This window comes from Mycolicibacterium houstonense (assembly GCF_900078665.2).
GTDB classification, from domain to species: Bacteria; Actinomycetota; Actinomycetes; order Mycobacteriales; family Mycobacteriaceae; genus Mycobacterium; species Mycobacterium houstonense.
On record NZ_LT546207.1, the window covers coordinates 5,020,520 to 5,043,236 of the forward strand.

General features: G+C 67.5%; 21 protein-coding genes and 3 pseudogenes. 9 read left to right on the forward strand and 15 right to left on the reverse strand.

All coding sequences use genetic code 11. The features are described 5' to 3' along the window. Positions 1 to 419: 419 nt before the first annotated feature. Positions 420 to 869, reverse strand: a complete 450-nt coding sequence (locus BN4332_RS25245) for a lipoprotein LpqH (protein ID WP_066902201.1) — start codon at positions 867 to 869, stop codon at positions 420 to 422. A 66-nt stretch (positions 870 to 935) separates the two neighbouring features. Between BN4332_RS25245 and tgt the strand changes: the two genes are divergently transcribed. Genes tgt through BN4332_RS25260 form a run of 3 tightly spaced genes read left to right on the forward strand, consistent with a single transcriptional unit; the run spans position 936 to position 4,803 of the window. Then, positions 936 to 2,180: a tRNA guanosine(34) transglycosylase Tgt gene (gene tgt / locus BN4332_RS25250; protein ID WP_066902202.1), complete on the forward strand. Its 1,245-nt coding sequence runs from the start codon at positions 936 to 938 to the stop codon at positions 2,178 to 2,180. A gap of 34 nt (positions 2,181 to 2,214) precedes the next feature. Next, positions 2,215 to 3,447 carry a cytochrome P450 gene (locus BN4332_RS25255; RefSeq protein WP_066902203.1) on the forward strand — a complete coding sequence of 411 codons (1,233 nt, stop codon included), beginning with the start codon at positions 2,215 to 2,217 and terminating at the stop codon, positions 3,445 to 3,447. 42 nt (positions 3,448 to 3,489) lie between these two features. Next, the gene (locus BN4332_RS25260; RefSeq protein ID WP_066902277.1) at positions 3,490 to 4,803 is read left to right on the forward strand and encodes an acetyl-CoA hydrolase/transferase family protein; all 1,314 of its coding nucleotides are present in this window, start codon (positions 3,490 to 3,492) and stop codon (positions 4,801 to 4,803) included. Here the strand turns inward: BN4332_RS25260 and BN4332_RS25265 are convergent. The 8 genes from BN4332_RS25265 to BN4332_RS25300 form a co-directional block, all read right to left on the reverse strand. Then, positions 4,724 to 5,965 carry an MFS transporter gene (locus tag BN4332_RS25265; RefSeq protein ID WP_235654198.1) on the reverse strand — a complete coding sequence of 414 codons (1,242 nt, stop codon included), beginning with the start codon at positions 5,963 to 5,965 and terminating at the stop codon, positions 4,724 to 4,726. The genes BN4332_RS25260 and BN4332_RS25265 overlap by 80 nt on opposite strands. Positions 5,966 to 6,035: 70 nt before the next feature. Continuing rightward, positions 6,036 to 6,800: an amino acid ABC transporter ATP-binding protein gene (locus BN4332_RS25270; protein ID WP_066902205.1), complete on the reverse strand. Its 765-nt coding sequence runs from the start codon at positions 6,798 to 6,800 to the stop codon at positions 6,036 to 6,038. After that, positions 6,797 to 8,260 (reverse strand): ABC transporter permease subunit, encoded by a 1,464-nt coding sequence (locus BN4332_RS25275; RefSeq protein WP_074133188.1) that lies wholly within the window; start codon positions 8,258 to 8,260, stop codon positions 6,797 to 6,799. The genes BN4332_RS25270 and BN4332_RS25275 overlap by 4 nt, the downstream gene beginning before the upstream one ends. 44 nt (positions 8,261 to 8,304) lie before the next feature. Beyond that, positions 8,305 to 9,186 carry a tRNA glutamyl-Q(34) synthetase GluQRS gene (gene gluQRS / locus BN4332_RS25280; RefSeq protein WP_066902206.1) on the reverse strand — a complete coding sequence of 294 codons (882 nt, stop codon included), beginning with the start codon at positions 9,184 to 9,186 and terminating at the stop codon, positions 8,305 to 8,307. Between the two features lie 13 nt (positions 9,187 to 9,199). Continuing rightward, a complete protein-coding gene (locus BN4332_RS25285; RefSeq protein ID WP_066902207.1) occupies positions 9,200 to 9,568 on the reverse strand; it encodes a hypothetical protein in 369 nt (122 codons plus the stop codon). A 41-nt stretch (positions 9,569 to 9,609) separates the two neighbouring features. Then, positions 9,610 to 9,909, reverse strand: a complete 300-nt coding sequence (locus BN4332_RS33805; RefSeq protein WP_066902208.1) for a hypothetical protein — start codon at positions 9,907 to 9,909, stop codon at positions 9,610 to 9,612. Positions 9,910 to 10,065: 156 nt separating this feature from the next. After that, a complete protein-coding gene (locus BN4332_RS25295; RefSeq protein ID WP_066902209.1) occupies positions 10,066 to 11,145 on the reverse strand; it encodes an ATP-dependent DNA ligase in 1,080 nt (359 codons plus the stop codon). Between the two features lie 13 nt (positions 11,146 to 11,158). Further along, the gene (locus BN4332_RS25300; protein WP_066902210.1) at positions 11,159 to 12,031 is read right to left on the reverse strand and encodes a polysaccharide deacetylase family protein; all 873 of its coding nucleotides are present in this window, start codon (positions 12,029 to 12,031) and stop codon (positions 11,159 to 11,161) included. A 78-nt stretch (positions 12,032 to 12,109) separates the two neighbouring features. Here BN4332_RS25300 and BN4332_RS25305 point away from each other — a divergent pair. From BN4332_RS25305 to ligD, 5 genes and pseudogenes are all read left to right on the forward strand, one after another. Further along, a pseudogene (locus BN4332_RS25305) lies at positions 12,110 to 13,895 on the forward strand (LuxR C-terminal-related transcriptional regulator). A 66-nt stretch (positions 13,896 to 13,961) separates the two neighbouring features. Then, complete coding sequence (locus BN4332_RS25310) at positions 13,962 to 14,816, forward strand: hypothetical protein (RefSeq protein WP_066902279.1); 855 nt, start codon at positions 13,962 to 13,964, stop codon at positions 14,814 to 14,816. Positions 14,817 to 15,014: 198 nt separating this feature from the next. Next, positions 15,015 to 15,746, forward strand: coding sequence for a DUF899 domain-containing protein (locus BN4332_RS25315; protein ID WP_066902213.1), 732 nt, complete (start codon positions 15,015 to 15,017; stop codon positions 15,744 to 15,746). 48 nt (positions 15,747 to 15,794) lie between these two features. Continuing rightward, positions 15,795 to 16,853 carry an ATP-dependent DNA ligase gene (locus BN4332_RS25320; RefSeq protein ID WP_066902214.1) on the forward strand — a complete coding sequence of 353 codons (1,059 nt, stop codon included), beginning with the start codon at positions 15,795 to 15,797 and terminating at the stop codon, positions 16,851 to 16,853. Between the two features lies 1 nt (position 16,854). Further along, entirely contained in the window at positions 16,855 to 17,913 is a 1,059-nt protein-coding gene (ligD, locus tag BN4332_RS25325) for a non-homologous end-joining DNA ligase (RefSeq protein WP_066902215.1), read from the forward strand. A 72-nt stretch (positions 17,914 to 17,985) separates the two neighbouring features. On the opposite strand, the gene BN4332_RS25330 is transcribed toward ligD, so the two are convergent. Next, positions 17,986 to 18,873, reverse strand: a complete 888-nt coding sequence (locus BN4332_RS25330; RefSeq protein ID WP_066902216.1) for an SDR family NAD(P)-dependent oxidoreductase — start codon at positions 18,871 to 18,873, stop codon at positions 17,986 to 17,988. Positions 18,874 to 18,958: 85 nt separating this feature from the next. On the opposite strand from BN4332_RS25330, the gene BN4332_RS25335 reads away from it, so the two are divergent. Continuing rightward, positions 18,959 to 19,531, forward strand: coding sequence for a TetR/AcrR family transcriptional regulator (locus BN4332_RS25335; RefSeq protein WP_066902217.1), 573 nt, complete (start codon positions 18,959 to 18,961; stop codon positions 19,529 to 19,531). A 12-nt stretch (positions 19,532 to 19,543) separates the two neighbouring features. Here BN4332_RS25335 and BN4332_RS25340 read toward each other — a convergent pair whose 3' ends face one another. The 5 genes and pseudogenes from BN4332_RS25340 to BN4332_RS25360 form a co-directional block, all read right to left on the reverse strand. Next, positions 19,544 to 20,110 carry a TetR/AcrR family transcriptional regulator gene (locus tag BN4332_RS25340; RefSeq protein WP_066902218.1) on the reverse strand — a complete coding sequence of 189 codons (567 nt, stop codon included), beginning with the start codon at positions 20,108 to 20,110 and terminating at the stop codon, positions 19,544 to 19,546. Between the two features lie 25 nt (positions 20,111 to 20,135). Continuing rightward, complete coding sequence (locus tag BN4332_RS25345; RefSeq protein WP_066902219.1) at positions 20,136 to 20,600, reverse strand: GreA/GreB family elongation factor; 465 nt, start codon at positions 20,598 to 20,600, stop codon at positions 20,136 to 20,138. A gap of 99 nt (positions 20,601 to 20,699) precedes the next feature. Further along, the gene (locus tag BN4332_RS25350; protein ID WP_066902220.1) at positions 20,700 to 21,947 is read right to left on the reverse strand and encodes an NAD(P)/FAD-dependent oxidoreductase; all 1,248 of its coding nucleotides are present in this window, start codon (positions 21,945 to 21,947) and stop codon (positions 20,700 to 20,702) included. A 74-nt stretch (positions 21,948 to 22,021) separates the two neighbouring features. Further along, positions 22,022 to 22,339, reverse strand: a pseudogene (locus BN4332_RS25355) (helix-turn-helix domain-containing protein); the annotation flags it as partial. After that, positions 22,334 to 22,642: pseudogene (locus BN4332_RS25360) on the reverse strand (GreA/GreB family elongation factor); the annotation flags it as partial. The pseudogenes BN4332_RS25360 and BN4332_RS25355, both read right to left, overlap by 6 nt. Positions 22,643 to 22,717: the final 75 nt, after the last annotated feature.

The window sequence follows — 22,717 nt, forward strand, 5'->3', positions numbered from 1 at the left end:
CGGTTGTGTCGCCGGACGTGTCTTTGTTCTCGTTCGACGAACAGCCGGACAGGCCTGCGACGACGATCGCGGCGCCGCCGACGGCTACCAGGAACTCACGCTTCACCACTGCTCTCCTCACGGTTGTGCAGCCCACCGAGTGGTGGACTGTCAGCCAGAAGTATGGGGTTCGCGCAGGTCGTGGGTACGGGATTGGGCGAATTGCCGGATGTGATCTGGCGGGCCGCTGCGCGGGACGAAACGGGCGCGCCGGAGTGGTAGCCGTGGCCGACATCCCGGCCGCTCCGAATGAGCTTGGCCGTCAACCCTTTACGGCGTTCAGCGGGCCCGGAAGTAGACGAACGACCGGCATCGGGACGGGTGGATCCGCCTGATGCCGGTCGTTAGCTGTGATTGCCTGGGCAATGACCCCGGGTGGGCTATGGGCAGGTGACGGCGATGTCGAACGGCATGTCCACGGGAGTGCCCGGCTCGTTCGGATCGATGCCCATGCCGGTGCCGGTGATGGTGTAACCCTTGCCGTCGCGTGCGGCGACGACCGGAGCGCCCGACAGGCCGGACAGGTAGGTCAGCGAGGCGCCCTCGCCGTTCACGTCGCCGATGTTCACGGCCTGCACCGCCGGGGCCTCGCCCTCGGTCAGCACGACCGACGTAGGCATGTTGCCTTCGACGTTGATGGTGGTCAGCCCGTCCTTGGTCTCGCAGCTGACGCTGGTGACCGGACCGGCGTCGTTGGGGCCGAAGGTGACCCGGCCCTCGCCGGACTTCCCTGACGAATCCGATTCCTGCGAGGAGCATCCGGCGACTGCGGCCAGAAACACTGCACATCCGGTGGCGACGACGATTCCGCGGCTCATGACCAAATTCACGTCCGCAGTATGGTCGTGTCCGGCCCCATGACGGAAATCGGACGGGCATCCGGTTGAATACCGGGTGTGGACCAGCCGTATTTCACCGTGGAGGCCGAGTTGCCGGGCCGACTCGGCCGGGTCGGCACCATCCACACCCCGCACGGTGACATCCACACGCCCGCGTTCATCGCCGTCGGCACCGCGGCCACCGTGAAATCGGTGTTGCCCGAGACCATGAAACAGCTTGGTGCTCAAGCGATCCTCGCCAACGCCTATCACCTCTACTTGCAGCCCGGGCCCGACATCGTGGCCGAGGCCGGTGCGCTCGGCGCGTTCATGAACTGGCCGGGGCCCACCTTCACCGACAGCGGCGGCTTCCAGGTGATGTCGCTGGGTGTCGGATTCAAGAAGGTCCTGGCGATGGACACCACCCGGCTGCAGGCCGACGACATCATCGCCAAGGGCAAGGAGCGGCTGGCCGTCGTCGACGACGACGGCGTCACGTTCCGCTCGCACCTGGACGGTTCGAAGCACCGGTTCACCCCCGAGGTGTCGATCGGCATCCAGAACAAGCTCGGCGCCGACATCATCTTCGCGTTCGACGAGCTCACCACCCTGGTCAACACCCGCGGCTACCAAGAACAGTCGGTGCAGCGCACCCACGACTGGGCGGTGCGATGCGTTGCCGAGCATCACCGGCTGCAGGGCCTGGCCCCGGAACGGCCGCGGCAGGCACTGTTCGGGGTGGTGCAGGGCGCCCAGTACGAGGATCTGCGCCGTCGGGCCGCACGCGGGCTGGCCACGATCGGTGAGCAGGACGGGCCCGCGGAGGGGCTGAGCTTCGACGGCTACGGCATCGGCGGTGCCTTGGAGAAGCAGAACCTGGCCACCATCGTCGGCTGGGTCAGCAGTGAACTGCCCGCCGACAAGCCCCGGCATCTGCTGGGGATCAGCGAACCCGACGACCTGTTCGACGCGATCGCCGCAGGTGCCGACACCTTCGACTGCGTATCCCCGTCGCGGGTGGCGCGCAACGCGGCGGTGTACACGGCGACCGGGCGGTTCAACATCACCGGCGCCAAGTACAAGCGGGACTTCACCCCGATCGACGCCGAATGCGACTGCTACACGTGCGCCAACTACTCGCGGGCCTACATCCGGCACTTGTTCAAGGCCAAGGAGATGCTGTCGGCGACGCTGTGCACGATCCACAACGAGCGGTTCGTGATCCGGTTGGTCGATCAGATCCGCGCGTCGATCGTCGCCGGTGAGTTCGACGAGCTGCGGGCGCACGTGTTGGGGCGGTACTACGGGGTATCTCTGCGCTGAGCTGCCGCTTCTTTTACGCGTGCACAATAAATAGATGGCGACCGTCACCGACCATCAGGCGCATCAGGAGCTGGTGTTGCAGTTGCTGGATCCGGCCGGCCGGGCCGATCCGTACCCGGCGTACAACCGGATCCGCGAGTTCGGACCGCTGCACCTGCCCGAGAACAACCTCACGGTGTTCTCGTCGTTCGCCGATTGCGATGAGGTGCTACGCCATCCGGCGTCCCGCAGCGACCGGTCCAACTCCACCATCGCCCGGCGCCAGCTCGAGGCCGAGCCGCCCGAGCGTCCCCGCGGGCCGGCCAACTTTCTGTTCCTCGACCCTCCCGATCACACCCGGCTGCGCAAGCTGGTCAGTAAGGCGTTCGTGCCGAAGGTGATCAAGGCGCTGGAGCCGGACATCACCGCGCTCGTCGATGGGCTGCTCGACGACGTCGAACGCCGCGGCAGCCTGGACGTCATCGCCGATCTGGCCTACCCGCTGCCGGTCGCGGTGATCTGCCGGCTGCTCGGGGTGCCCGTCGAGGACGAGCCGAAGTTCAGCGACGCCTCCGCATTGCTGGCCGCGGCGCTCGACCCGTTTCTGACCTTGACCGGGCATGCCTCCGACCGGTTCGACGAGCAGATGGCGGCCGGGATCTGGATCAACGACTATCTGCGAGAACTCATCGACGCCCGCCGCAGCGTCCCAGGCGAGGATCTGATGTCGGGGCTGATCGCGGTCGAGGAGTCCGGGGATCAGCTCACCGAGGACGAGATCGTCGCGACGTGCAACCTGCTGTTGATCGCCGGCCACGAGACGACGGTGAACCTGATCGCCAATGCGACGCTGGCGATGCTGCGCCATCCCGACCAGTGGGCGGCGCTGGCCACCGACGCTTCCCGGGTGTCGTCGGTCATCGAGGAGACCATGCGGTACGACCCGCCGGTGCAGTTGGTCGGGCGAATTGCCGGTGAGGACATGAGGATTGGGGAGTTAACCGTCCCCGAAGGTGACTCCATGCTGCTTTTGCTGGCCGCGGCACACCGTGACCCGGCAGCCAACGAGCAGCCTGAGGAGTTCGACCCGGACCGCGACGCCATCCGCCACATCGGCTTCGGCAAGGGCCCGCACTTCTGCCTCGGCGCACCGCTGGCGCGGTTGGAGGCGTCGGTGGCGTTGTCGGCGCTCACCGCGCGGTTTCCCCATGCCCGGTTGGCCGAGGAGCCGGTGTACAAGCCGAACATGACATTGCGCGGGATGTCGACGCTGTCGGTCGCGATCTGACCGGCGGTGTACAAAAGCGGACGCTCGCGGAAGAGTGACGCCATGCCGCAAGAGCTGACCGCCGAAGAGGCCGCCGCGCGCCTGGACCCCGCCGACACGCTCGGGATCCCGCTGGGCCCGGGCCAGCCGCCCGCGTTCCTGCGGGCGCTCGGCGAGCGCGAGGACTGGACGGAGCTGCGCGTCTACGGCGCCCTGCTCGGTGTCGGCACCGAACTGTTCACCCGCCCGAACGTCCACTATCTGTCCGGTTTCTACGGCCCGTTCGAACGCGGGCTGCGGGAGATGGGCGCAAACGTCGAATTCGCGCCCGCGGACTTCCGCCGCTTCGCCCCGCTGCTCGAGCGTCAGGCACCCCGGGTAATGACGACGGTCGCGACACCGCCCGACGCCGACGGCTGGTGCTCGCTGTCGCTGCACGCGGGCGCCACGGTCGGCGAGTTGCGCCGGGCGGGTGCCGATCCGCAGCGGTTGCTCGTGGTCGAGGTATCGGACGCCTATCCGCGCACGCTCGGGCTCGGCGATTTTCGGCACGCGCTGCACGTCGACGAGATCGATGTCCTCGTGCACTCGAGCGACGCTCCGCTGGCGCTGCCCGGAGCGGCGCCCACCGACGTCGACCGGGAGATCGCGCGCCACGCCGTCGAGTACATCCCGTCGGGTGCCACGCTGCAGACCGGAATCGGCTCGATTCCCAGCCAGATCGCGACACTGCTGGCCGAGGGAGACGGCGGTGACTACGGGCTGCACAGCGAGATGTTCACCGACGGCTGCATGCAGTTGCACCGCGCCGGCAAGGTCACCAATGCTCGCAAAGGCCTGTACGACGGGGTGAGCGTGACCACGTTCGCGTTCGGCTCGACCGAGCTCTACGCATGGCTGGACGGCAACGAGGACGTGTCGTTCCTGCCCGTCGAGATCGTCAACGCGCCCGAGGTGATCGGCGCCAACAACGACATGGTCACCATCAACGGTGCGCTCGGGGTCGATATCCAAGGCCAGGTGGTCGCCGACACGATCGCCGGCGACCAGTTCAGCGGTATCGGCGGCGCCGAGGATTTCGTCGCGGGCGCCGGGCTGGAATTGTCGGACCGCTCGTTGATCTGCCTGCCCTCCACCTTCGACAAGGACGGCGTGCGTCAGTCGCGGATCGTGCCCTGGTTCGGTCCGGGTGCGGTGATCACCACGCCGCGCCATCAGGTCGACGTGATCGTGACCGAGTACGGCGCAGCCGAATTGGAGGGCAAGACCATTCGTGAGCGCGGGGAGGCACTGGCCGCTATCGCTCATCCGCAGTTCCGCGACGAGCTGTTGGCAGCGGCCCAGCGGGCGGCGAAGGGGTGCTCGCCGTTCGCGTGATCACCAGGGCCACCGCGATCACCCCGGCGGTGATCGCCGCCGTCGCGGGCCAGCCGAACCAACCCACCGCGGCCGCGCCGAATGCGGTGCCCAGACTGCCGCCGATGAAGTAGACCACCATGTAGGCGCTGTTGAACTGCGCCGGCGCACCGGGGTTGATCGCCAGCACCGTGCTCTGGTTGGCGACCTGCGCGGCGAACAGCCCGGCGTCGAACAGCCCGAGGCACACCAGCGTGACGGCGGTGCTGGACAGCGACCATCCCAGCGTGGCGGCGGCGGCAGCGGCGACGACAAGACCGATCAGGATGACCCGTCGCGCCCCGACACGGTCGACCCAGCTGCCCGCGATGCGGGTTGCGGCGATGCCGAGCAGGCCCGCGACGGCGTACAAACCGATGCGTTCGGGAGAGTACGAGAACGGCGGTTGAGCCAGCGCGACAGCGATACCCGACCAGATCGCGCAGAAGCCGAAGAACCAGAGGGTGCCGCGACCGGCGGCCACACGTAGGGCCGGGAACCGCACATAGAGCCCGGGCAATCCGCGCAGGGTGGCCAGATAACCCGAGGTGGTGCTGCGGCGCGCGCTGGGGATGACCACGAAGGCGATGGCGGCCATCGCCAGACAGGTTCCGGCGAAGACCAGAAGCGTGCCACGCCAACCGACCACTGAGGTCAGCCAGCCACCGACGATCCGGCCGCCGAGGATGCCTGCGGAGATCCCGGCCGTCACGATGCCCAGCATGGTGGCGCGTTCCCCGGCCGCCGCGAACCGTCCGGCCACCGAACTCAGTTGCGCGCCCACCGTCGATCCGATGCCGATGAGGCCGACGGCGAACCCCAGCATCCACGGCGTGGTCGCGGCCGCGTTCAGGGCGAACGCCGCGGCGAGGGCAGCGAACTGCAGTGCCAGAACAATTTTCGGAGAAAGTAGATCGACCAGCGGCACCAGTAATGCGAGGCCCAGCAGGTAGCCGACGGGCCCGCAGGCCAGGGCCGTGCCGATCGCCGTCACCGATGCCCCGACAGAGCCGGCCACCTCGGCGATCGCCGGTTGCAGGGGATAGATGGCGGCGGTGCCGACCGCGGCGGCGACGGCCATGAACCAGACCACGGACCGTCTGAGCCCGGCCCCGGATTCCGTTGAGAGAACGTCAGTTTCCACGCCGACGACGCTACGGACCACCCCGACCGATGGCTGGCGGGTAAACGACATCGCAGTGATGCCGTGAGATCTAGAGCGGGTTGAGGATCCGCTGCAGGAACTGGCGGGTGCGCTCTTCTTTCGGATCGCCGATCACCGCGGCGGGCGGCCCCTGCTCCAGGATCACCCCGCGATCGGTGAACAGCACCTGATCGGAAACCTGCCGGGCGAACTGGATTTCGTGCGTCACGATCACCAAGGTCCAGCCCTCGACGGCCAGGTCGCGGATCACCGCGAGCACCTCGCCGACCAGCTCGGGATCCAGCGCCGAGGTCGGCTCGTCGAACAGCACCACCTTGGGCCGCAGTGCCAGCGCCCTGGCGATGCCGACGCGCTGCTGCTGGCCGCCGGAAAGCTGATACGGATACTGGTCCTGCTTGTCGGCCAGCCCCACCTGGCCCAACAGCTCGCGCGCCTCGGCCAGCACCTCGTCGCGGGGCCGCTTCTGCACCACAAGGGGGCCCTCGGTGACGTTCTGCAGCACGGTCTTGTGTGGAAACAGGTTGTGGGACTGGAACACAAAGCCGCTCTGGGCGCGGTAGCGGCGCAGCTGGTCGCCCCGCACCGGCTTGGAGAAGTCCAGTTCGACCTCCCCGACCTTGACCACGCCCGCGTCCGGCACATCGAGTGCGTTCAGCGCGCGCAGCAGCGTCGTCTTGCCCGAACCCGACGGGCCGATCACGGTGGTCGCCGAGCCGCGCGGCACGGTGAACGACACGCCTTTCAGCACTTGGAAGTCACCGAAGGCCTTGTGGACGTCGGTGGCGACGATCCGGTCTTCGCGTTCTGTGGTCATCGCGCAACGTGCCTTTCCAGTCGGCGTTCCAGACGGCTCTGGCCGAATGACAGCACCAGGCAGATCACCCAGTAGTAGATCGCGGCCGTGCCGTACAGGGCGAAGAATTCGAACCTCGGCGCGGCGATGATCTGAGCCTGCCGGAGCAGTTCGGTCACCAGGATCGTCGACGCCAAAGATGTGTCCTTCACCAGCGAGATCAGGGTGTTCGACAACGGCGGTACCGCCACCCGCGCGGCCTGCGGCAAGATGATGCGCCGCAACGTGCCCGCGTAGTTCAGCCCGATCGTCTCGGCGGCTTCCCACTGCCCCTTCGGAATGCTCTGGATCGCCGAGCGGATGATCTCGGCCGCATAGCCGCCGACGTTGAGGCTGAACGCGATCACCGCTGCCGGGAACGGGTCGATCTTCACCCCGAACTCGGGCAGCGCGTAGAACACGATGAACAGCTGCACCAGCAGCGGGGTGCCGCGGATGATCGAGATGTAGAACCGCGCAACGGTACTCAGCACCCGATTGGAGGACAGCCGCGCCAGCGCGACGCCCAGCGCGATCACCAGGCCGATGATGAAGCTGATGATGGTCAGCGGGATCGTCATGGTGATCGCCGCCTTGGCCAACGGGCCCAGGCTGCCCAGGACCAGATCCCAGGTCGTCTTGGGGGTTTCGGCCGCAGCCGGTGCACCGGAGGCATCGGCCTTGAGGTAGCGCTGCGAGATGGCGGCCAGCGTGCCGTCGGCTCGCAGTTCGTCGAGAGCCCGGTTGAGATCGGGCAGCAGCCCGCTGTTCTTGCGGGCGGCGAAGCCCTGCTCGCTCTTCTCCCCGATCTTCCCGGCGATCTTGACGGTCTGGTCGCCGGTCTCGGCCAGGTAGGCGTACACGGCGATGCTGTCGTTGACCACCACATCGACCCGGCCCTGGTTGAGCAGCTTGATCGCCTGGGTGAAGCCCTCGACGGCCTCCACGCGCGCCCCGGCCTTGCGGGCGATCTCCGACCAGTTGCTGGTGGCGTTTTCCGCGGCGACCTTGCCCTTCAGATCGTCCAGCGTGGTGATCGAGTTGTCGTCGGCTCGGGTGACGATCACCCCCTCGCCGACCGAATACGGTTCGGACAGGTCGTATTTCGCCTTGCGTTCGTCGTTGATCGTCACCTCGTTGGCGACCACGTCGAAACGGTTGGCCTCCAGGGCGGCGAAGATCGAATCCCACGGGGTCTCAACGAATTCGACCCTGACGCCGAGTTTGTCGGCGACCGCTCTGGCCACGTCGACGTCATAGCCGGTCAACTCACCGGTGGTGGCGTCGTGATAGCTGAACGGGGCGTATACGCCCTCGGTGCCGACCCGCAGCACGCCGGTGGACGCCGCCGGGTTCTCGTCGCCTGATGCGCCGCATCCCGCGGTGAACAGTGCGGCGAGCACCACGATCACCGGCAGGGCTCGTCGTAGGTAAGACCTCACCGGCGCAACCTAACAATGGGACGCGGGTGTGCGAAGGGTTCTGCTCAACCGGGCCGGTATACCCAGGGGCGTCGCGGCAACCCCGCCGGGTCGAATCGCCGCAGCATGCCGTCGGGATCAAGGGCCGGCCACCCGAGCGATCGGCAGATCTGTTCCAGCGCGCGCTCGACACCGATCTCGGCCAGGGTCACGGCCCCGTCGCGTTTGGCCAACCGGGCGCCGTCCTCGTTGAGCACCAGTGGCACATGCGCGTAGATCGGCTCCGGATAGTCCAGCAGCCGGGCCAGATAGGCCTGGCGCGGCGAGGACGGCAGCAGGTCGTCACCGCGCACCACCTGGTCGACCCTGGATTCCGCGTCATCGACGACGACGGCGAGGTTGTAGGCGGGCACGCCGTCGCCGCGGCGCACCACGAAGTCGTCGACGATGCCGGTGTATGTGCCGTGCACGAGGTCGGTGACGGTGCCGACGAACGTGTCGGTGCGCAGCCGCAGCGCGGGCGGGCGGCCGGTCTCGGCCCGGCGGGTCGCTCGTTCGGGCTCGGTGAGGTCACGGCAGGTGCCGGGGTAGGCCCCCTCCGGCGCGTGGGGTGCCTGCGGGGCCTGGGCGATATCTCTTCTGCTGCAATAGCATTCGTAGAGCAGGTGCTCGGCCTGCAATCGTTCGATCACTGCGTCGTAGCGTGCACGGTGGGTGGTCTGCCACTGCGGCGGCTCGTCCCAGGTCAGCCCGATCGCGGCCAGATCCTCGATCTGCCTGGTGCCGATCTCGCTGAAGGTGCGGTCGTCGAGGTCTTCGACCCGCAGCAGGAACCGCCGCCCGGTGGATCGGGCGAACAACCAGGCCAGCACCGCGGTACGCAGATTCCCGATGTGCAGATCGGCAGACGGGCTCGGCGCAAACCGTCCAGCTGGGGCGAGGCTCACGCCCGCAATCTAGCTAATCGCGGTCCCAGGGCGCCCTCTCGCCCATCTTCTCGTAGTACTTCGCCAGGTGGCTCTTCACCCGGCCGATGTCGTCCTTCGGCAGATCGACACCACCCCGCGCACCTTCCATGATCCCGCCGGCGGCCATCACGCCCCGCGGCACGGCTTCCAGCTTGCCGCCGATCACGTCGGCGATCAGCAGCTTGTACGCGCTGAAGTTGTCCTTTTCGTTCTTGTCGTACCAGACGTGTGCGTCGCGGTATTTCTCGTTGGGTTCGTCCTGCGCGTCGGCCCACTTCCGGACGCGTTTCTCGGCGGCGTCGCCGTCCCACTCACGGTCCCGATCAGCCAGCGGCAGGTCCTGAAATGCTGTAACTGACATGTCGTTGGCATGCCCGGTCGCACGCGCGGGTAAACGCCGGATCAGCCGGGTGCCATGCCCGGGTTGACGGGTAGGCCCGGCAGCGGCGCCGATGACTTGCCGGTGGGCGGCGGCGCATCCTTCTCGATGTCGATCGTGCCGGTGTACTCACCGTTCACGTACTGATCGCTGTGCCAGCCGCCGTCGATGTCCTTGTACTCACAGCTGGAATACCGCTGCCCGCCGGACGTCGAGGTGTTGTAGGTACCGCCGGCGTCCTTGCATTCAGCCTTGATCGTGCCCTCCGGGATGGCGCTTGCCGCCGGTGCGGTCAGCAGGATCGCGCCGAATGCCACCGGCACCGCGGCCCATCGGAACCTAGTTTGCTTGATCGGGCAAGAAGTACGCTGTCCGGACATCATGGCCGCCTCTCGGCTTGGTTATTGAACTGCGCAAACAGATCGCCATCCGGCGCTCCGGCGCGGGATAACCAACTATCGCACCGAATTTGCTCCGTGTTACCGGGATAGGCCGGGAAGAATCTCGCCGAGGCTGAACGTGACCGGGCTTTCGAGCTGATCGAAGGTGCACGAGCGGGGATCCCGGTCCGGCCGCCAGCGGTTGAACTGGGCGGTGTGGCGGAAGCGTTGCCCCTCCATGTGGTCGTAGCGGACCTCGACCACGCGCTCGGGGCGCAGGGGCACGAACGACAGGTCCTTCCCCGCGTTCCACCGCGAGCCGCCGTATTTTCGCTGGGCTTGTTGCAGCGCCTCGGGGGTCTCGAACTGCGCGGCCCAGTTCCACGGGTGGCCATCGAACTCGGTGACCAGCGGTTGCAATTCGGCGACCAGTGCCCGCCGGGTCGCCATCGGGAAGGCACCGATCACCCCGACCGACGCGAGGCTGCCGTCGTCGGCGTAGAGGCCGAGCAGCAGGGAGCCGACGGCGTCTTCACCGGACTTGTGCAACCGGTACCCGGCCACCACGCAGTCGGCGGTGCGCTGATGTTTGACCTTGAACATGGCCCGCTTGTCCGGCTGGTAGGTCAGGTCCAGCGGCTTGGCGATGACACCGTCCAGGCCGGCGCCCTCGAAGTCGGTGAACCAGCGTTGGGCCGTGGGCAGATCGGTGGTGGCGGGGGTGAGGTGGAACGACGGTCCCGCCGCGGCCAGCGCGTCTGCGAGGGCGGCTCGCCGCTCGGCGAACGGGCGGCCGGTGTAGTCCACGTCGTCCAGGGCAAGCAGGTCGAAGGCGACGAAGGCGGCCGGGGTCTGTTCGGCCAGCATGCGCACGCGTGAGGTGGCCGGGTGCAGGCGCAGCTGCAGCGCCTCGAAGTCCAGACCGTCACCGAGCGGAAGCACGATCTCGCCGTCGATCACGCACCGTGCCGGCAGCTCCGCCGTCGCCGCCGCCACCAACTCGGGAAAGTACCGCGTCAACGGGCGTTCGTTGCGGCTGCCCAGCTCGACCTCGTCGCCGTCGCGAAAACAGATCGACCGGAAGCCGTCCCATTTCGGTTCGTACGACATGCCGGCGGGGATCTGCGCCACCGGCTTGGACAGCATCGGCGGCACCGGCGGCATCACGGGCAGGCGCATGGGCTCATGGGCCTCAGTAGTCTGCGGGATCCGGGCGTTCGATGCTGCGGGGCGTCAGGCCCAGCCCGCGCACGTGCGCGGCGATGGCGCCCAGACTGGTCACCCAGACATCGTCAAATCCGCACACGTAGTCGATCAGGTCGTCGAGCGCCTTGGCCCGCGACGGGCGGCCGGACACGAACGGATGATTGGTCAGCACCCACGCCGCCCCGGCCTCCCGGATCGCGTCGAACTCCAGGCGCCACACCTCGGTGGCCTTGACCGGGCTGTCGATCACTCCGGTGTCGTAGAAACCGGGAACGAAGCAGTACTGCTGGACATCGTCGAGGCCCCAGCCGATCGGGATCTCGACCAGTGAGCCGCCGCCTTCGACCGCGAGTTCGTACGGATGATCGGTATCCATCAAACTACTGTCGTACAGAAAACCTCTGTCCCGCAGTAGTTTCGGGGACTGCCAATTGAGTTCCCACATCGGGGCGCGATAGCCGACGGGCCGCACGCCGGTGATCTGCTCCAAGGTGTCGGACGCGCGGTCGAGGATCGCGGCCTCTTCGGTTTGGCTGAGGCCGCTCAACGGTTCGTGGAGGTAGCCGTGGTGGGCGATCTCATGGCCGGCGTCGACGATCGCGCGGGCCACGTCCGGGTAGCGGAACGCGGTGTAACCGGGCACGAAGAACGTCGAGGTGATGTTGTGCCGGGCAAGCATTTTCAGCAACCGCGGCATCGCGGTCAGTGGGCCGTAGGCCTGATGGCTGATCGCCGACATGCGATCAGCGTGCGCGTGCGAGATGCCCAGCATCGCGGCCTCGGCGTCGACATCGAATGTGAACGAGGCGGCGCACCGGGCGTCATCGGGCCACGGAACGGGCGCTGCTGGGGTGGTCATGGCGGCACCCTACCGGCGAGGCCGAACACCCGCGTCCTTGGTAGGGTTTCGGCAAAAATCGGACGCGGTGGTACTGATGTGATTACGGGCACAGGCCCACACTTGCGGGGCCGCGTCAGCGAATGTGCGGCCCTCCGGCGGCTCGTTTCGGGTGCCGGCGCGGGCGGCAGTGCGGTATTGGTGATACGTGGCGAAGCCGGCGTCGGCAAGACGGCGCTGCTCGGCTATGCCGTCGGGCAGGCGTCCGGATTCCAGGTGACCCAGGTGGCCGGGGTCGAGTCGGACATGGAACTGGCCTTCGCGGGCCTGCATCAACTGTGCGCACCGCTGCTCGGCCATCTCGACAAGCTGCCCGAGCCGCAGCGTGAGGCGCTGTCGGTGGCGTTCGGCCGTGGGGCGGGCCCCGCGCCGGACCGGTTCCTGGTCGGCTTGGCGGTGCTGAGCCTGCTNTGGTGGCCTGCCCGGATCGCCGCCGGTCCGGCACGCGGCGGCACTGCTGCTGGATGCCGCCAAGCGGCTGGAGAGTCTCGACGACGAGTTGGCCCGGGAGACCTACATCGAGGCGCTGGCTGCGGCGATGTACGCCTCACGAAGCGAACCCGAGGCGATGGTCCGGGCGGCCGAGGCAGCACTCGAAGCGGTCGAGGGAATCGTGGACCCGACGCGGCCCATCGATTTTCTGCTCATCGGGATGGCACGGCTGGTCACCGACGGGCTGCCCGCCGCGATCGATCACCTGCGCACCGCGCTGGAATTGTGGTGCGAGCATGCCCGGCACCACGACGGCAGAGCGCTGCACTGGTTGACGCTGGCGTTCCCGATCATGCAGGAGTCCGTCGCAGGAGAGATGTGGGACGACGGGTTGATCGACCGGGTGGCCACGGACATGATCGGCTACGCCCGTGCCACCGGGGCCCTGGCGATTTTGGCGCCGGCTATCGCCTACAAGGCCGGCGTGCACGTGCAAGAAGGTGAATTCATCACGGCCGCAAGGCTTATGGAAGAGGCGGATGCGATCTCGGCGGCGATCGGCCATCACCCGCTGAAGTACCACAAAGTGGAACTCGCGGCCTGGCGCGGCGACGCGAGTGAGGCGGGCGGTCTGATCGAGGCGGGCATGGCCGAGGGCACGGCCAAGGGTGAGGGGCGCTTGCTCGGGATCAGCGGATATGCCGCCGCGGTGCTCTACAACGGCCTGGGCCGGTACGACGAGGCATTGGCTGCGGCGCAGACGGCCTGTGAATACCACGACATGGGCTTCTACGGCTGGTGCCTGCTCGAGCTCGTCGAGGCCGCCGTGCGTACCGGCCGGCGCGACGCCGCCCAAGACGCCGTGCACCGCCTGGAGGCGGGGGCAGGTGCCAGCGGAACCGATTGGGGGCTGGGCACTTTGGCCAGTGCACGCGCCCTGCTTGCTGTCGATGACGATGCCGACGCGCTGTTCAAGGAGGCCATCGAACGGCTGGGACGGTGCGGTGTGGGGGTGCAATTGGCGCGTACCCATCTGCGCTACGGCGAATGGTTACGCCGACGCAAGCAACGCACCCCCGCGCGTGAACACCTCACTACCGCGTACGAGATGTTCACCACGATGGGGGCCCAGGCTTTCGCCGAACGTGCCCGCCGCGAGCTGACCGCGACCGGTGAGAAGGTGCGCAGGCAACCGTTGGCGTCAGGGGACGAGTTGACCGCGCAGGAGGCGCAGATCGCGCAACTGGCCCGCGACGGGCTGACCAATCAGGAGATCGGCGCGCAGCTGTTCATCAGCACCCACACCGTTGAATGGCACCTGCGCAAGGTATTCGTCAAACTGGGTGTGAAATCGCGCAGGCAACTGCGATCCGTGTCGTGGGGCAGCCGATAGGCCACGACTTTCGACCACGCGGTTTCAAGGGTCCCAAGTATGCCGGCCGCGGACAGTCTGAGTGCCATGGCGACCATCCTGTTGCAGACCACGATCCCGGCGAACCCCGACGACTGGGATGTCGATCGATTCTCGATGCTGGCGGCGGAGCTACGCGCGGCCGGTCACGAGGTGCTGACCCGCAATCGGACCGCACACAGTGAACAGGATCCGGTGCTCAGCCACATCGACGAGCTCGGATTCGACCAGCTGTGGTTGATGGCCGTCGAGGTGGGCAATGGCCTGACGTCCGAGGAGTGCGCGGCGATCAGAAGGTTCCGGGAGCTCGGCGGCGGGGTCCTGACCGCGCGAGACCACCAAGACCTGGGCAGCTGCCTGATGGGGCTGGGCTCGCTGGGCCAGGTCAACGAGTTCCACGACCCCGCACTCGACGCGGCCTCGCGTTGCGACGACCAGGACAACCCGCACATCGCGTGGCCCAACTACCACTCCGGGGCCAATGGCGACTACCAGCCGGTGTTGGCCCCGGAGCCGGTGCACGAACTGTTGCGCACCGCCAGGACCGCCAGTGGCCGCATCGAGTGGTTCCCGGCCCACCCGCACGAGGGCTCCGTCTCGGCCGCGGTTCCGTGCGCCACGGTGGTGGCCCGGGGCCGCAGCGCCGCGACCGGTCGGCGGTTCAACCTCGCGGTGGCACTCGACGGGGAATGCACCCCGGCCGGCAGGCCCATGGGCCGGGCGGTGGCGGAGTCGACGTTTCACCACTTCGCCGATTACAACTGGGAACTGGACTGCGGCGCACCGTCATTCGTCACCGATCGGCCCGGCGGTCAGATGAAAGACGATCCGTCGCACCTGGCGGTGTTCATGGATTACATCCGCAATCTGGCCTCCTGGCTGCAGCCGGAAGACCACCATTAGGCGGGGTGTGAATTCGGATGTTTCTGGCTACTCGATAACCGCCACGAGGTCCGGCCGAGTCGCGAGGCAAGAGCGGGAGCACCGGGTTTCAGGCGGCCCAATGGGTATGCGTCAAGCAGAGCGTGGCTGGTCCCACCCGCCGCCGGACCGATCCAGCCGAACCGCCGGAGAAATCGGCCGCCAGGAGGTGTATGACCGATGCCCAAGCAGGAAGGCCCCGGTGTTCCGCCGCCGTCGAAGGTGCAGGAGTTCACCCTGCCCGACATCGTCTCGCTCGAGGAATGGCAGGTGGCCCGCGCCGAACTGCTGGCCGAAGAGAAGGCGTTGATGAAGGCGCGGGACAGGCTGGCCGCCAAGCGTCGGTCGCTGCCGATGACGCCGGTGCGCACCGACTACCGCTTCGTCGGACCCGACGGCGAAGTCGATCTGATGGGCCTGTTCGGCGGGCGGCGCCAGCTCATTGTGTATCGCTTCTTCTATGCCCCCGACGTCGAGAACTGGCCGGATGGAGCCTGTTCCGGCTGCTCGATGGTGGCCGACACCGTGGTCCATCCGGCGCACCTGGCCGCTCGCGACACCACCCTGGTTTTCGTGTCGGCCGCCCCGCAGGATCGCATCGCACCGCTCAAGAGCCGGATGGGATGGGAGCACATTCCGTTCTTCACCCTGATCGGCGACGACTTCTCCCGCGACTTCGGCGTCGAAGAGTACTTCGGACTCAACGTGTTCGTCAGCGACGGAGAAGGTGTCTATCGCTCCTACTTCGTCAACGGGCGCGGCATCGAGGAGATCGGCCCGGTGTGGTCGTTTCTCGACATCACGCCGCTCGGCCGCCAGGAGTCCTGGCAGGAGGTTCCGCCCGGGCGGCCGCAAGGACCTGCGTATGACTGGTGGCGGCTTCACGATGGCTACGGCGACATCGTCCGATGAATCGGCGGCGGCGCGGCGGTCTAGATCCATGAGAACCGATGAACCAGGATGGTGATTGTGGACCTACCCGTACTGCCGCCGCTGGAACCGATGCTCGCCAAGGCGCAGGTGAAGGTGCCTGACGAAGCGGGCGTCTGGTCCTACGAGCCGAAATGGGACGGCTTCCGGGCGCTCGTGTTCCGCGACGGCGACGAGGTGGTGCTGCAGTCCCGCAGCGGCAAGGAGTTGGGCCGCTACTTTCCCGAGTTGCTCGTCGCATTGCGCGACGAACTCGCCGATCGCTGTGTGCTCGACGGTGAAGTCGTGGTGCCGCGCCCGATCGGCGGCCGGGTCCGCCTGGACTGGGAGTCGTTGTCGCAGCGCATCCATCCGGCCGAATCCCGGATCCGCATGCTGTCCGAGCAGACGCCCGCGCACTTCATCGGATTCGACGCCCTGGCCGCCGGTGACCGCTCGCTGCTCGCCGAGCCCTTCCGGGCGCGGCGCGAGGCACTGATCGAGGCGGTCAAGGCCAAGGAGTGGTGCCATGTCACCCGGACCACCACCGACCCCGAACTCGGCACGCAGTGGCTCAAGACGTTCGAGGGTGCCGGCCTGGACGGGGTGATCGCCAAGAAACTCGACGGCCCCTATCTGCCGGGCAAGCGGGAGATGGTGAAGGTCAAGCACCACCGCGACGCGGACTGTGTGGCCATCGGCTACCGCATCCACAAGAGCGGTGAAGGCATCGGATCGATCCTGCTCGGTCTTTACCGCGACGACGGCGAACTCCAGATGGTCGGCGGCGCAGCATCGTTCACCGCCAAGGACCGGCTCAAGCTGCTGGCGGATCTGGAACCGCTACGCGAGGGCGACGAGGTGCGCGAAGGTGACCCGAGTCGGTGGAACTCGGCGGCCGACAAGCGCTGGATTCCGGTGCGCCCCGAGCGGGTGTGTGAGGTGGCGTATGACCAGATGGAAGGTAATACCGTGCACGGGAGACGTTTCCGTCATGCCGTGAAGTTCCTGCGTTGGCGCCCGGACCGGGAGCCGACCAGCTGCACGTTCGGCCAGCTCGATGTGCCACTGAACTACGACCTGCACGACGTGCTCGCGGGGGAGGACTGAGATGGCTGAAAAAGCTGGAGGAGCAACCGAACTCGACGTCGACGGGATCAAGGTCCGGTTCACCAGCCCGGACAAGGTCTACTACCCGAAGCTGGGCAAGGGCGGCACCAAGGGCAAGCTGATGGAGTATTACCTCAGCGTCGCCGACCGGATGGTGGCCCTGCTGAAGGACCGGCCCACCCATCTGCAGCGGTTCCCCGACGGCATCGAAGGGGAGGAGATCTACCAGAAGCGGGTGCCGCAGAAGCATCCCGACTATCTGGAGACCTGCGTCGTGACGTTCCCGTCGGGGCGTACCGCCGATGCGCTCAAGGTGACCCACCCCGCGTCGATCGCATGGGCCGCGCAGATGGGCACCATCACGTTGCACCCGTGGCAGGTCCGGTGCCCGGACACCGAGCATCCCGACGAGCTGCGGATCGACCTGGATCCGCAGCCGGGCACCGGTTTCAAAGAGGCCAGGACGATCGCCTGCGATGTGCTCAAGCCACTGCTCGACGAGCTCGGCCTGGTCGGCTACCCGAAGACCTCCGGCGGTCGCGGCGTGCACATCTTCCTGCGGATCAAGACCGACTGGGATTTCATCGAGGTCCGCCGGGCCGGGATCGCTCTGGCCCGCGAGATCGAGCGCCGTGCCCCCGACGCGGTGACCACGTCGTGGTGGAAGGAGGAGCGGGGCGAGCGGCTGTTCATCGACTACAACCAGAATGCCCGCGACCGCACGTTCGCCTCGGCCTATTCGGCCCGCAAGACGCCGATCGCCACCGTCTCGACCCCGCTCAGCTGGGATGAGTTGCGTGATGCCGACCCGGACGACTACACGATCGCGACGGTGCCGGATTTCCTTGCCGGACGCGAGGATCCGTGGGCTGATATCGACTCGAAGCAGCAGTCGCTGAAGCCATTGCTCGATATGGTGGCCGCCGACGAAGACCGCGGCCTCGGTGATCTGCCGTACCCGCCGAGCTATCCGAAGATGCCGGGTGAGCCGCCGCGCGTGCAGCCGAGCAAGAAGGTCGCCGAGAACTGGGACGAGGACGGCAACCGCCGCCAGGATTGACCGCCGCTGCTCACCGGAACTGCCCGAGGGTGACCGTTGCCGACCCGAATGCCGGACCCTGCGTCGTTGTCGTCATTCTGCGGCTCCCAACGGGTCGATCTGCTCTGCGGTGGCGTCATCGGCCGCGGTGGAAAGGCTGAGGGCCTCCCATTTCTCGTCCTCGGCGAGCAGATCGCGTCCCGCAGCGGTGGCGTAGCGGTAGGCATCGGGGCCGACGAGCAACCGCTGTGGCGGATCGGACATCTCGGCGATGGTGAGGACGAGTCCGGCCACCTTGGCGGGATCACTGGCTCCGAGGTTCTCCGGAGTGCTCTGGGCGATCGATGTGCCGACGGTGTCGGCGTATTCCTCGCGGACTGTGGCGACGCGCATCGACGATCCGGCCCAATCAGTGCGCATCCCACCGGGTTCCAGGACCGTGACCTTGATGCCGAGAGGAGCGACTTCCTGTGAGAGGACGCCGGAAAATCCGGTGACCGCCCACTTCGCGGACTGGTAGGCGCCCAGTCCGGCCCGTACGAGTCGTCCGCCTACCGAGGAGATCTGGACGATGTGGCCGGCCCGCTGGGCTCGCATCACGGGTAGTGCGGCTTGGGTGAGCCGGACGACGCCGAAGAAGTTGGCGTCGATCTGGGTCCGGAAGTCGTCGAAGTCGAAGTCTTCGATGGCGGCCATGTTCGCGTAGCCGGCGTTGTTCACCAAGACGTCGAGTCGGCCGAATCGTTGGACCGCGGTGGCCACCGCTGCGCGCACCTGGTCGTCGTCGGTCACGTCGAGTTCGACTACGGCGAGGCGATCCGGCTCCCGGCCGGCGAGGTCGGCCAACGCGTCGGGGGAGCGGACGCCGGCGACGACGCGGTGTCCGGCGTGCAGCGCGGCCTCGACGATCGCGCGGCCCAGACCGCGGGATGCGCCAGAGACCAGATAGACGGATGACCGTGCCGATACCTCAGTGCTCATCACTCACTCCTTTGTCTACGTCTGTATACCTACGACAGGTATACAGACGTAGACTTGCGGCGGGATATTCCCTAGCGTGGGCGGCATGGGTTCTTCACGGCCACGCAACGCGGCCGCCACCCGCGAGGCGATCCTGCGATCGGCGATCCGCCACTTTGCGCTGTCCGGATATGACGGCGCAGGCGTTCGGGAGATCGCACAGGACGCCGGGGTCACCGCGATGTTGGTGAACCGCTACTTCGGGTCCAAGGAGCAGCTGTTCGTCGAGGCGGTCGAGACGTCGTTCGCGCCACCGACAATCGTCGCCGAGAAACCGGACGCCCTCGCCCGCGATGCCGCGACTGCACTGGTCGAACGCTCCGACCCGGACGCCGACCCGCTGGAGCCGTTCCTGATCATGCTTCGCTCGGTGTCGAACCCGGCCGCGGTGGACATCGTGCGCGACGCGATCGCCCGCCACGTCGGCCGGCGGTTGGCCCGCCAGCTCCCCGAGTCCGGACGGCAGCTGCGCACCGATGCCATGTTGTCCGTGATGAGCGGTGTCCTGCTGATGCGCCGGGTGATGCGGAGCCCGGGTTTGACCGACTGCGACACCGGCCAGTTGACCGACCTGTTCGAGCGCCTGTTCTCCGCGATCATCGACGCCGACCTCGGCTGAGTCTCGGCCCGCTCAGGAGCCCAGCATCAGGTCGAGGAAGCGTTCGTAGCGGTCCGCGGTGGTGAGCGCCTCGGCCGAGTCCATGAGGTGCAGCGCTCCGATGCCGGTCGCGAAGGTGGCCTGACCGCGCAGGGCGGCATCGTCAGGGCTGAATCCGTAATCGAGGTAGGCCTTGGTGACGGCGACCAGCACGCGGTGATCGGCCGCCCGCACGTTGGCCGCGGCGATGTCGTCGGATCTGGCCCACTCGCGCATCGCCCGTTCCAGCGTCCAGTGCCGGGGGCTGAGCAGTTGTTGCATCATGCCCGAGAGACGTTCGCGCGGTGGCAGACCCTCAAGCTCGGCCAATGACCGGCGGTCCTGTTCCAGGAACGCATTCCACGATGCGACCAGCGCGGCGCGGTAGCCCTTCATATCGGTGAAGTGCCAGTAGAAGCTGCCCCGGGTCGCGCCGATCTGCTGGCAGAGTCGCTCGATCTTGAGGGCCCGCACCCCGTCGGAGGCCAACAGCGCGTAGCCGGCCTGGATCCAGTCGTCGGCGGTCAAGCTGCCGGGCGTGCCCTTACGTTCGCCTGCCATCCGAACAGGGTAAGACGGACGCTCCTTATCCAGCGGCCGGCAGGTGCATGCCGAACGGCACCGCGCTCAGCAGGGTGACCGGCACGGCAGCCCCGCTGGGCACCGGGTAGTGCCGCTGCTCGCCGGGGCGGGCGCCGACGATGGCCTCGCCCAACGGCGACTGCACGGAATACACCTCCAGGTCGCCGTACTCGGCGCCGCGGATGCCGAGCAGGAACGTCTCGATCTCACCGGTCTCGTCGAATCGCACGGTCAGCACCATGCCGGGCTCGGCCACTCCGTCGTCCGGCGGGTCCTCGCCCACCACGGCGTTGAGTAGCAGATCGTGGATCTGCTGGATGCGGGCCTGGCGGGCCCGCTGAACGGCCACCTGGTTCTCGTCGGAATCTTCGGCCGCTTCGGTGGAGATCAGCTCGCGCAGCGTCGACAACTCGGTCTGGAGCCGTTCGTAGGCTTGTGGGGACAACCAAACACGTTGGCTTACAGTCATTTCGATGTCCTTCCGATGATGCGGAAATGCCGTCAGGGGCGGGTCTTGCGCGCCGCCCCTGACGGCTTTGTCGGCCCGTCAGGGCAACGTCATGAATCGTCAGCGCAGCGGGTTGAATTCCCGCAGCACCTCGGGTTGCTTTCCGGTGGTGATGTATTCGGTCAGCAGCCGTCCGGTGACCGGACCATGGGCCAGGCCCCACATGCCGTGACCGCCCGCGACGTAGATGCCTTGGGCCACTTCACCGATCAGCGGCCGGCCGTCCGGGGTGACCGGCCGTGGACCCACCCACACGTCGGTGCGGTCATCCCAGTCCACCCCGTCGAGCAGCGGCGCGGCCGAGGCGACGATCGCGTCGACCCGGGGCGGCTGCAGCGGATCGTCGGGCGAGCGGAACTCCATGGTTCCGGCCACCCGCAACCGACCTTGGTAGGGCGTGCAGGCGACGCGCGCGTCGGGCAGGTAGATCGGGCCGAGGAGCGGGCGTCGCACCGGCACGGTGAACGAGTACCCGCGTCCGGCCCGCACCGGTGTGCGGACCCATGGCTTGGCCAGCCGGGACAGCCACGCGCCGGTGGCGATCACCGCGGCGTCGGCGTTGAGGGAACGGTCGGGCAGGTCGACGGCGACGCCGGCGCCCGCGGGCCGGATTCCGGTGACCTCGCCGGTGATCAGCTGCGCACCCCTGGCGGCGACGGCATCGCCGAGTGCGTGGACGAACCGGCCCGGGTCGACGAAGCGCTGGCCCTCGACGCTGATGCCCGCGGTGATCGCCGGCGATGCCAGCGGGACGTGCTCGCGCAGCATCGCGCCGGACAGGCCGGTCACCGTCACGGTCTGGCCGGCCGCGGCCATCCGGCGCAGCTCGGTCATCAGATGTTCGGCCTGGCGTTCGGTCTCGAACAGCGCTGTGATCGGTCCGTCAGTGGTCGGCACCGCGACCCCGTTCGAGGTCAGCACGTCGTAGGCCTCGAGGCACTCCTCGTTGAGCGGCACGTTGGCCTTGGCGACCCGGGTCCACGACGAGAGCCGGCAGTTCATGGCGAAGCGGGCCAGGAACGCCCACAGCCCGGGGTCCGAGGAGAACGGGATGTGCAGCGGCGCGGCCGGATCGAAGAGTGAGCGCAGGCCGTAGCGCAGCACGCCGGGGTCGTTGAGCGGGATGGTCAGTGTCGGTGAGATCCAGCCGGCGTTACCCCAGGTCGCACCCGCGGCGACGCCGGTGCGGTCTACGACGGTGACCTCGACCCCGCGTTCCTGCAGAAACCATGCGGTGGACAGGCCGACGATGCCTGCACCCACGACGACCGCTGACCGCGGTCCGCCATCAATGCGTTCGACACCCATGGGTCCATGGTGAGCGCGATTCGATCGGCGAGGTTTGTAGCGCACCGACAAACGAGCAGGTGGTGATTGTCGTTCTACGACAGTTCTTCGGTCGCGGCGAGTTCGATCATCATCGCCAGTCGTTTACGCGCATCGTCCAGGCTGAGCTGCGTCAGCTCGGACATCTTGCGCAGCCGGTAGCGCACGGTGTTCTCGTGCACGCCCAGCTCCTGTCCGGCGGCGGTGAGATCTCCTTGCGCTTCCAGCCAGGCGCGCAGCGTGGCCGCGTACTGGGTCCCGTGTGCCTGATCGTGGGCCCGCAGCTCGGCGACCGGTCCGCGCTGTGGGGCGCGGCCGGAGCTGGCCGCGATCCGCAGCCGCTGCAACAAGATGTCGTCCCAGGCCTCGTCGTATNACTCGGCGCCGCGGATGCCGAGCAGGAACGTCTCGATCTCACCGGTCTCGTCGAATCGCACGGTCAGCACCATGCCGGGCTCGGCCACTCCGTCGTCCGGCGGGTCCTCGCCCACCACGGCGTTGAGTAGCAGATCGTGGATCTGCTGGATGCGGGCCTGGCGGGCCCGCTGAACGGCCACCTGGTTCTCGTCGGAATCTTCGGCCGCTTCGGTGGAGATCAGCTCGCGCAGCGTCGACAACTCGGTCTGGAGCCGTTCGTAGGCTTGTGGGGACAACCAAACACGTTGGCTTACAGTCATTTCGATGTCCTTCCGATGATGCGGAAATGCCGTCAGGGGCGGGTCTTGCGCGCCGCCCCTGACGGCTTTGTCGGC

Excerpts from the sequence above, each read along its gene's own strand:
- BN4332_RS25255 (WP_066902203.1), top strand. The coding sequence starts at position 2,215 with ATGGCGACCGTCACCGACCATCAGGCGCATCAGGAGCTGGTGTTGCAG.
- BN4332_RS25260 (WP_066902277.1), top strand. The coding sequence starts at position 3,490 with ATGCCGCAAGAGCTGACCGCCGAAGAGGCCGCCGCGCGCCTGGACCCC.
- BN4332_RS25270 (WP_066902205.1), bottom strand. The coding sequence starts at position 6,800 with ATGACCACAGAACGCGAAGACCGGATCGTCGCCACCGACGTCCACAAG.
- BN4332_RS25285 (WP_066902207.1), bottom strand. The coding sequence starts at position 9,568 with ATGTCAGTTACAGCATTTCAGGACCTGCCGCTGGCTGATCGGGACCGT.
- BN4332_RS25295 (WP_066902209.1), bottom strand. The coding sequence starts at position 11,145 with ATGCGCCTGCCCGTGATGCCGCCGGTGCCGCCGATGCTGTCCAAGCCG.
- BN4332_RS25300 (WP_066902210.1), bottom strand. The coding sequence starts at position 12,031 with ATGACCACCCCAGCAGCGCCCGTTCCGTGGCCCGATGACGCCCGGTGC.
- BN4332_RS25310 (WP_066902279.1), top strand. The coding sequence starts at position 13,962 with ATGGCGACCATCCTGTTGCAGACCACGATCCCGGCGAACCCCGACGAC.
- BN4332_RS25315 (WP_066902213.1), top strand. The coding sequence starts at position 15,015 with ATGCCCAAGCAGGAAGGCCCCGGTGTTCCGCCGCCGTCGAAGGTGCAG.
- BN4332_RS25320 (WP_066902214.1), top strand. The coding sequence starts at position 15,795 with ATGGTGATTGTGGACCTACCCGTACTGCCGCCGCTGGAACCGATGCTC.
- ligD (WP_066902215.1), top strand. The coding sequence starts at position 16,855 with ATGGCTGAAAAAGCTGGAGGAGCAACCGAACTCGACGTCGACGGGATC.
- BN4332_RS25330 (WP_066902216.1), bottom strand. The coding sequence starts at position 18,873 with ATGAGCACTGAGGTATCGGCACGGTCATCCGTCTATCTGGTCTCTGGC.
- BN4332_RS25335 (WP_066902217.1), top strand. The coding sequence starts at position 18,959 with ATGGGTTCTTCACGGCCACGCAACGCGGCCGCCACCCGCGAGGCGATC.
- BN4332_RS25340 (WP_066902218.1), bottom strand. The coding sequence starts at position 20,110 with ATGGCAGGCGAACGTAAGGGCACGCCCGGCAGCTTGACCGCCGACGAC.
- BN4332_RS25345 (WP_066902219.1), bottom strand. The coding sequence starts at position 20,600 with ATGACTGTAAGCCAACGTGTTTGGTTGTCCCCACAAGCCTACGAACGG.
- BN4332_RS25350 (WP_066902220.1), bottom strand. The coding sequence starts at position 21,947 with ATGGGTGTCGAACGCATTGATGGCGGACCGCGGTCAGCGGTCGTCGTG.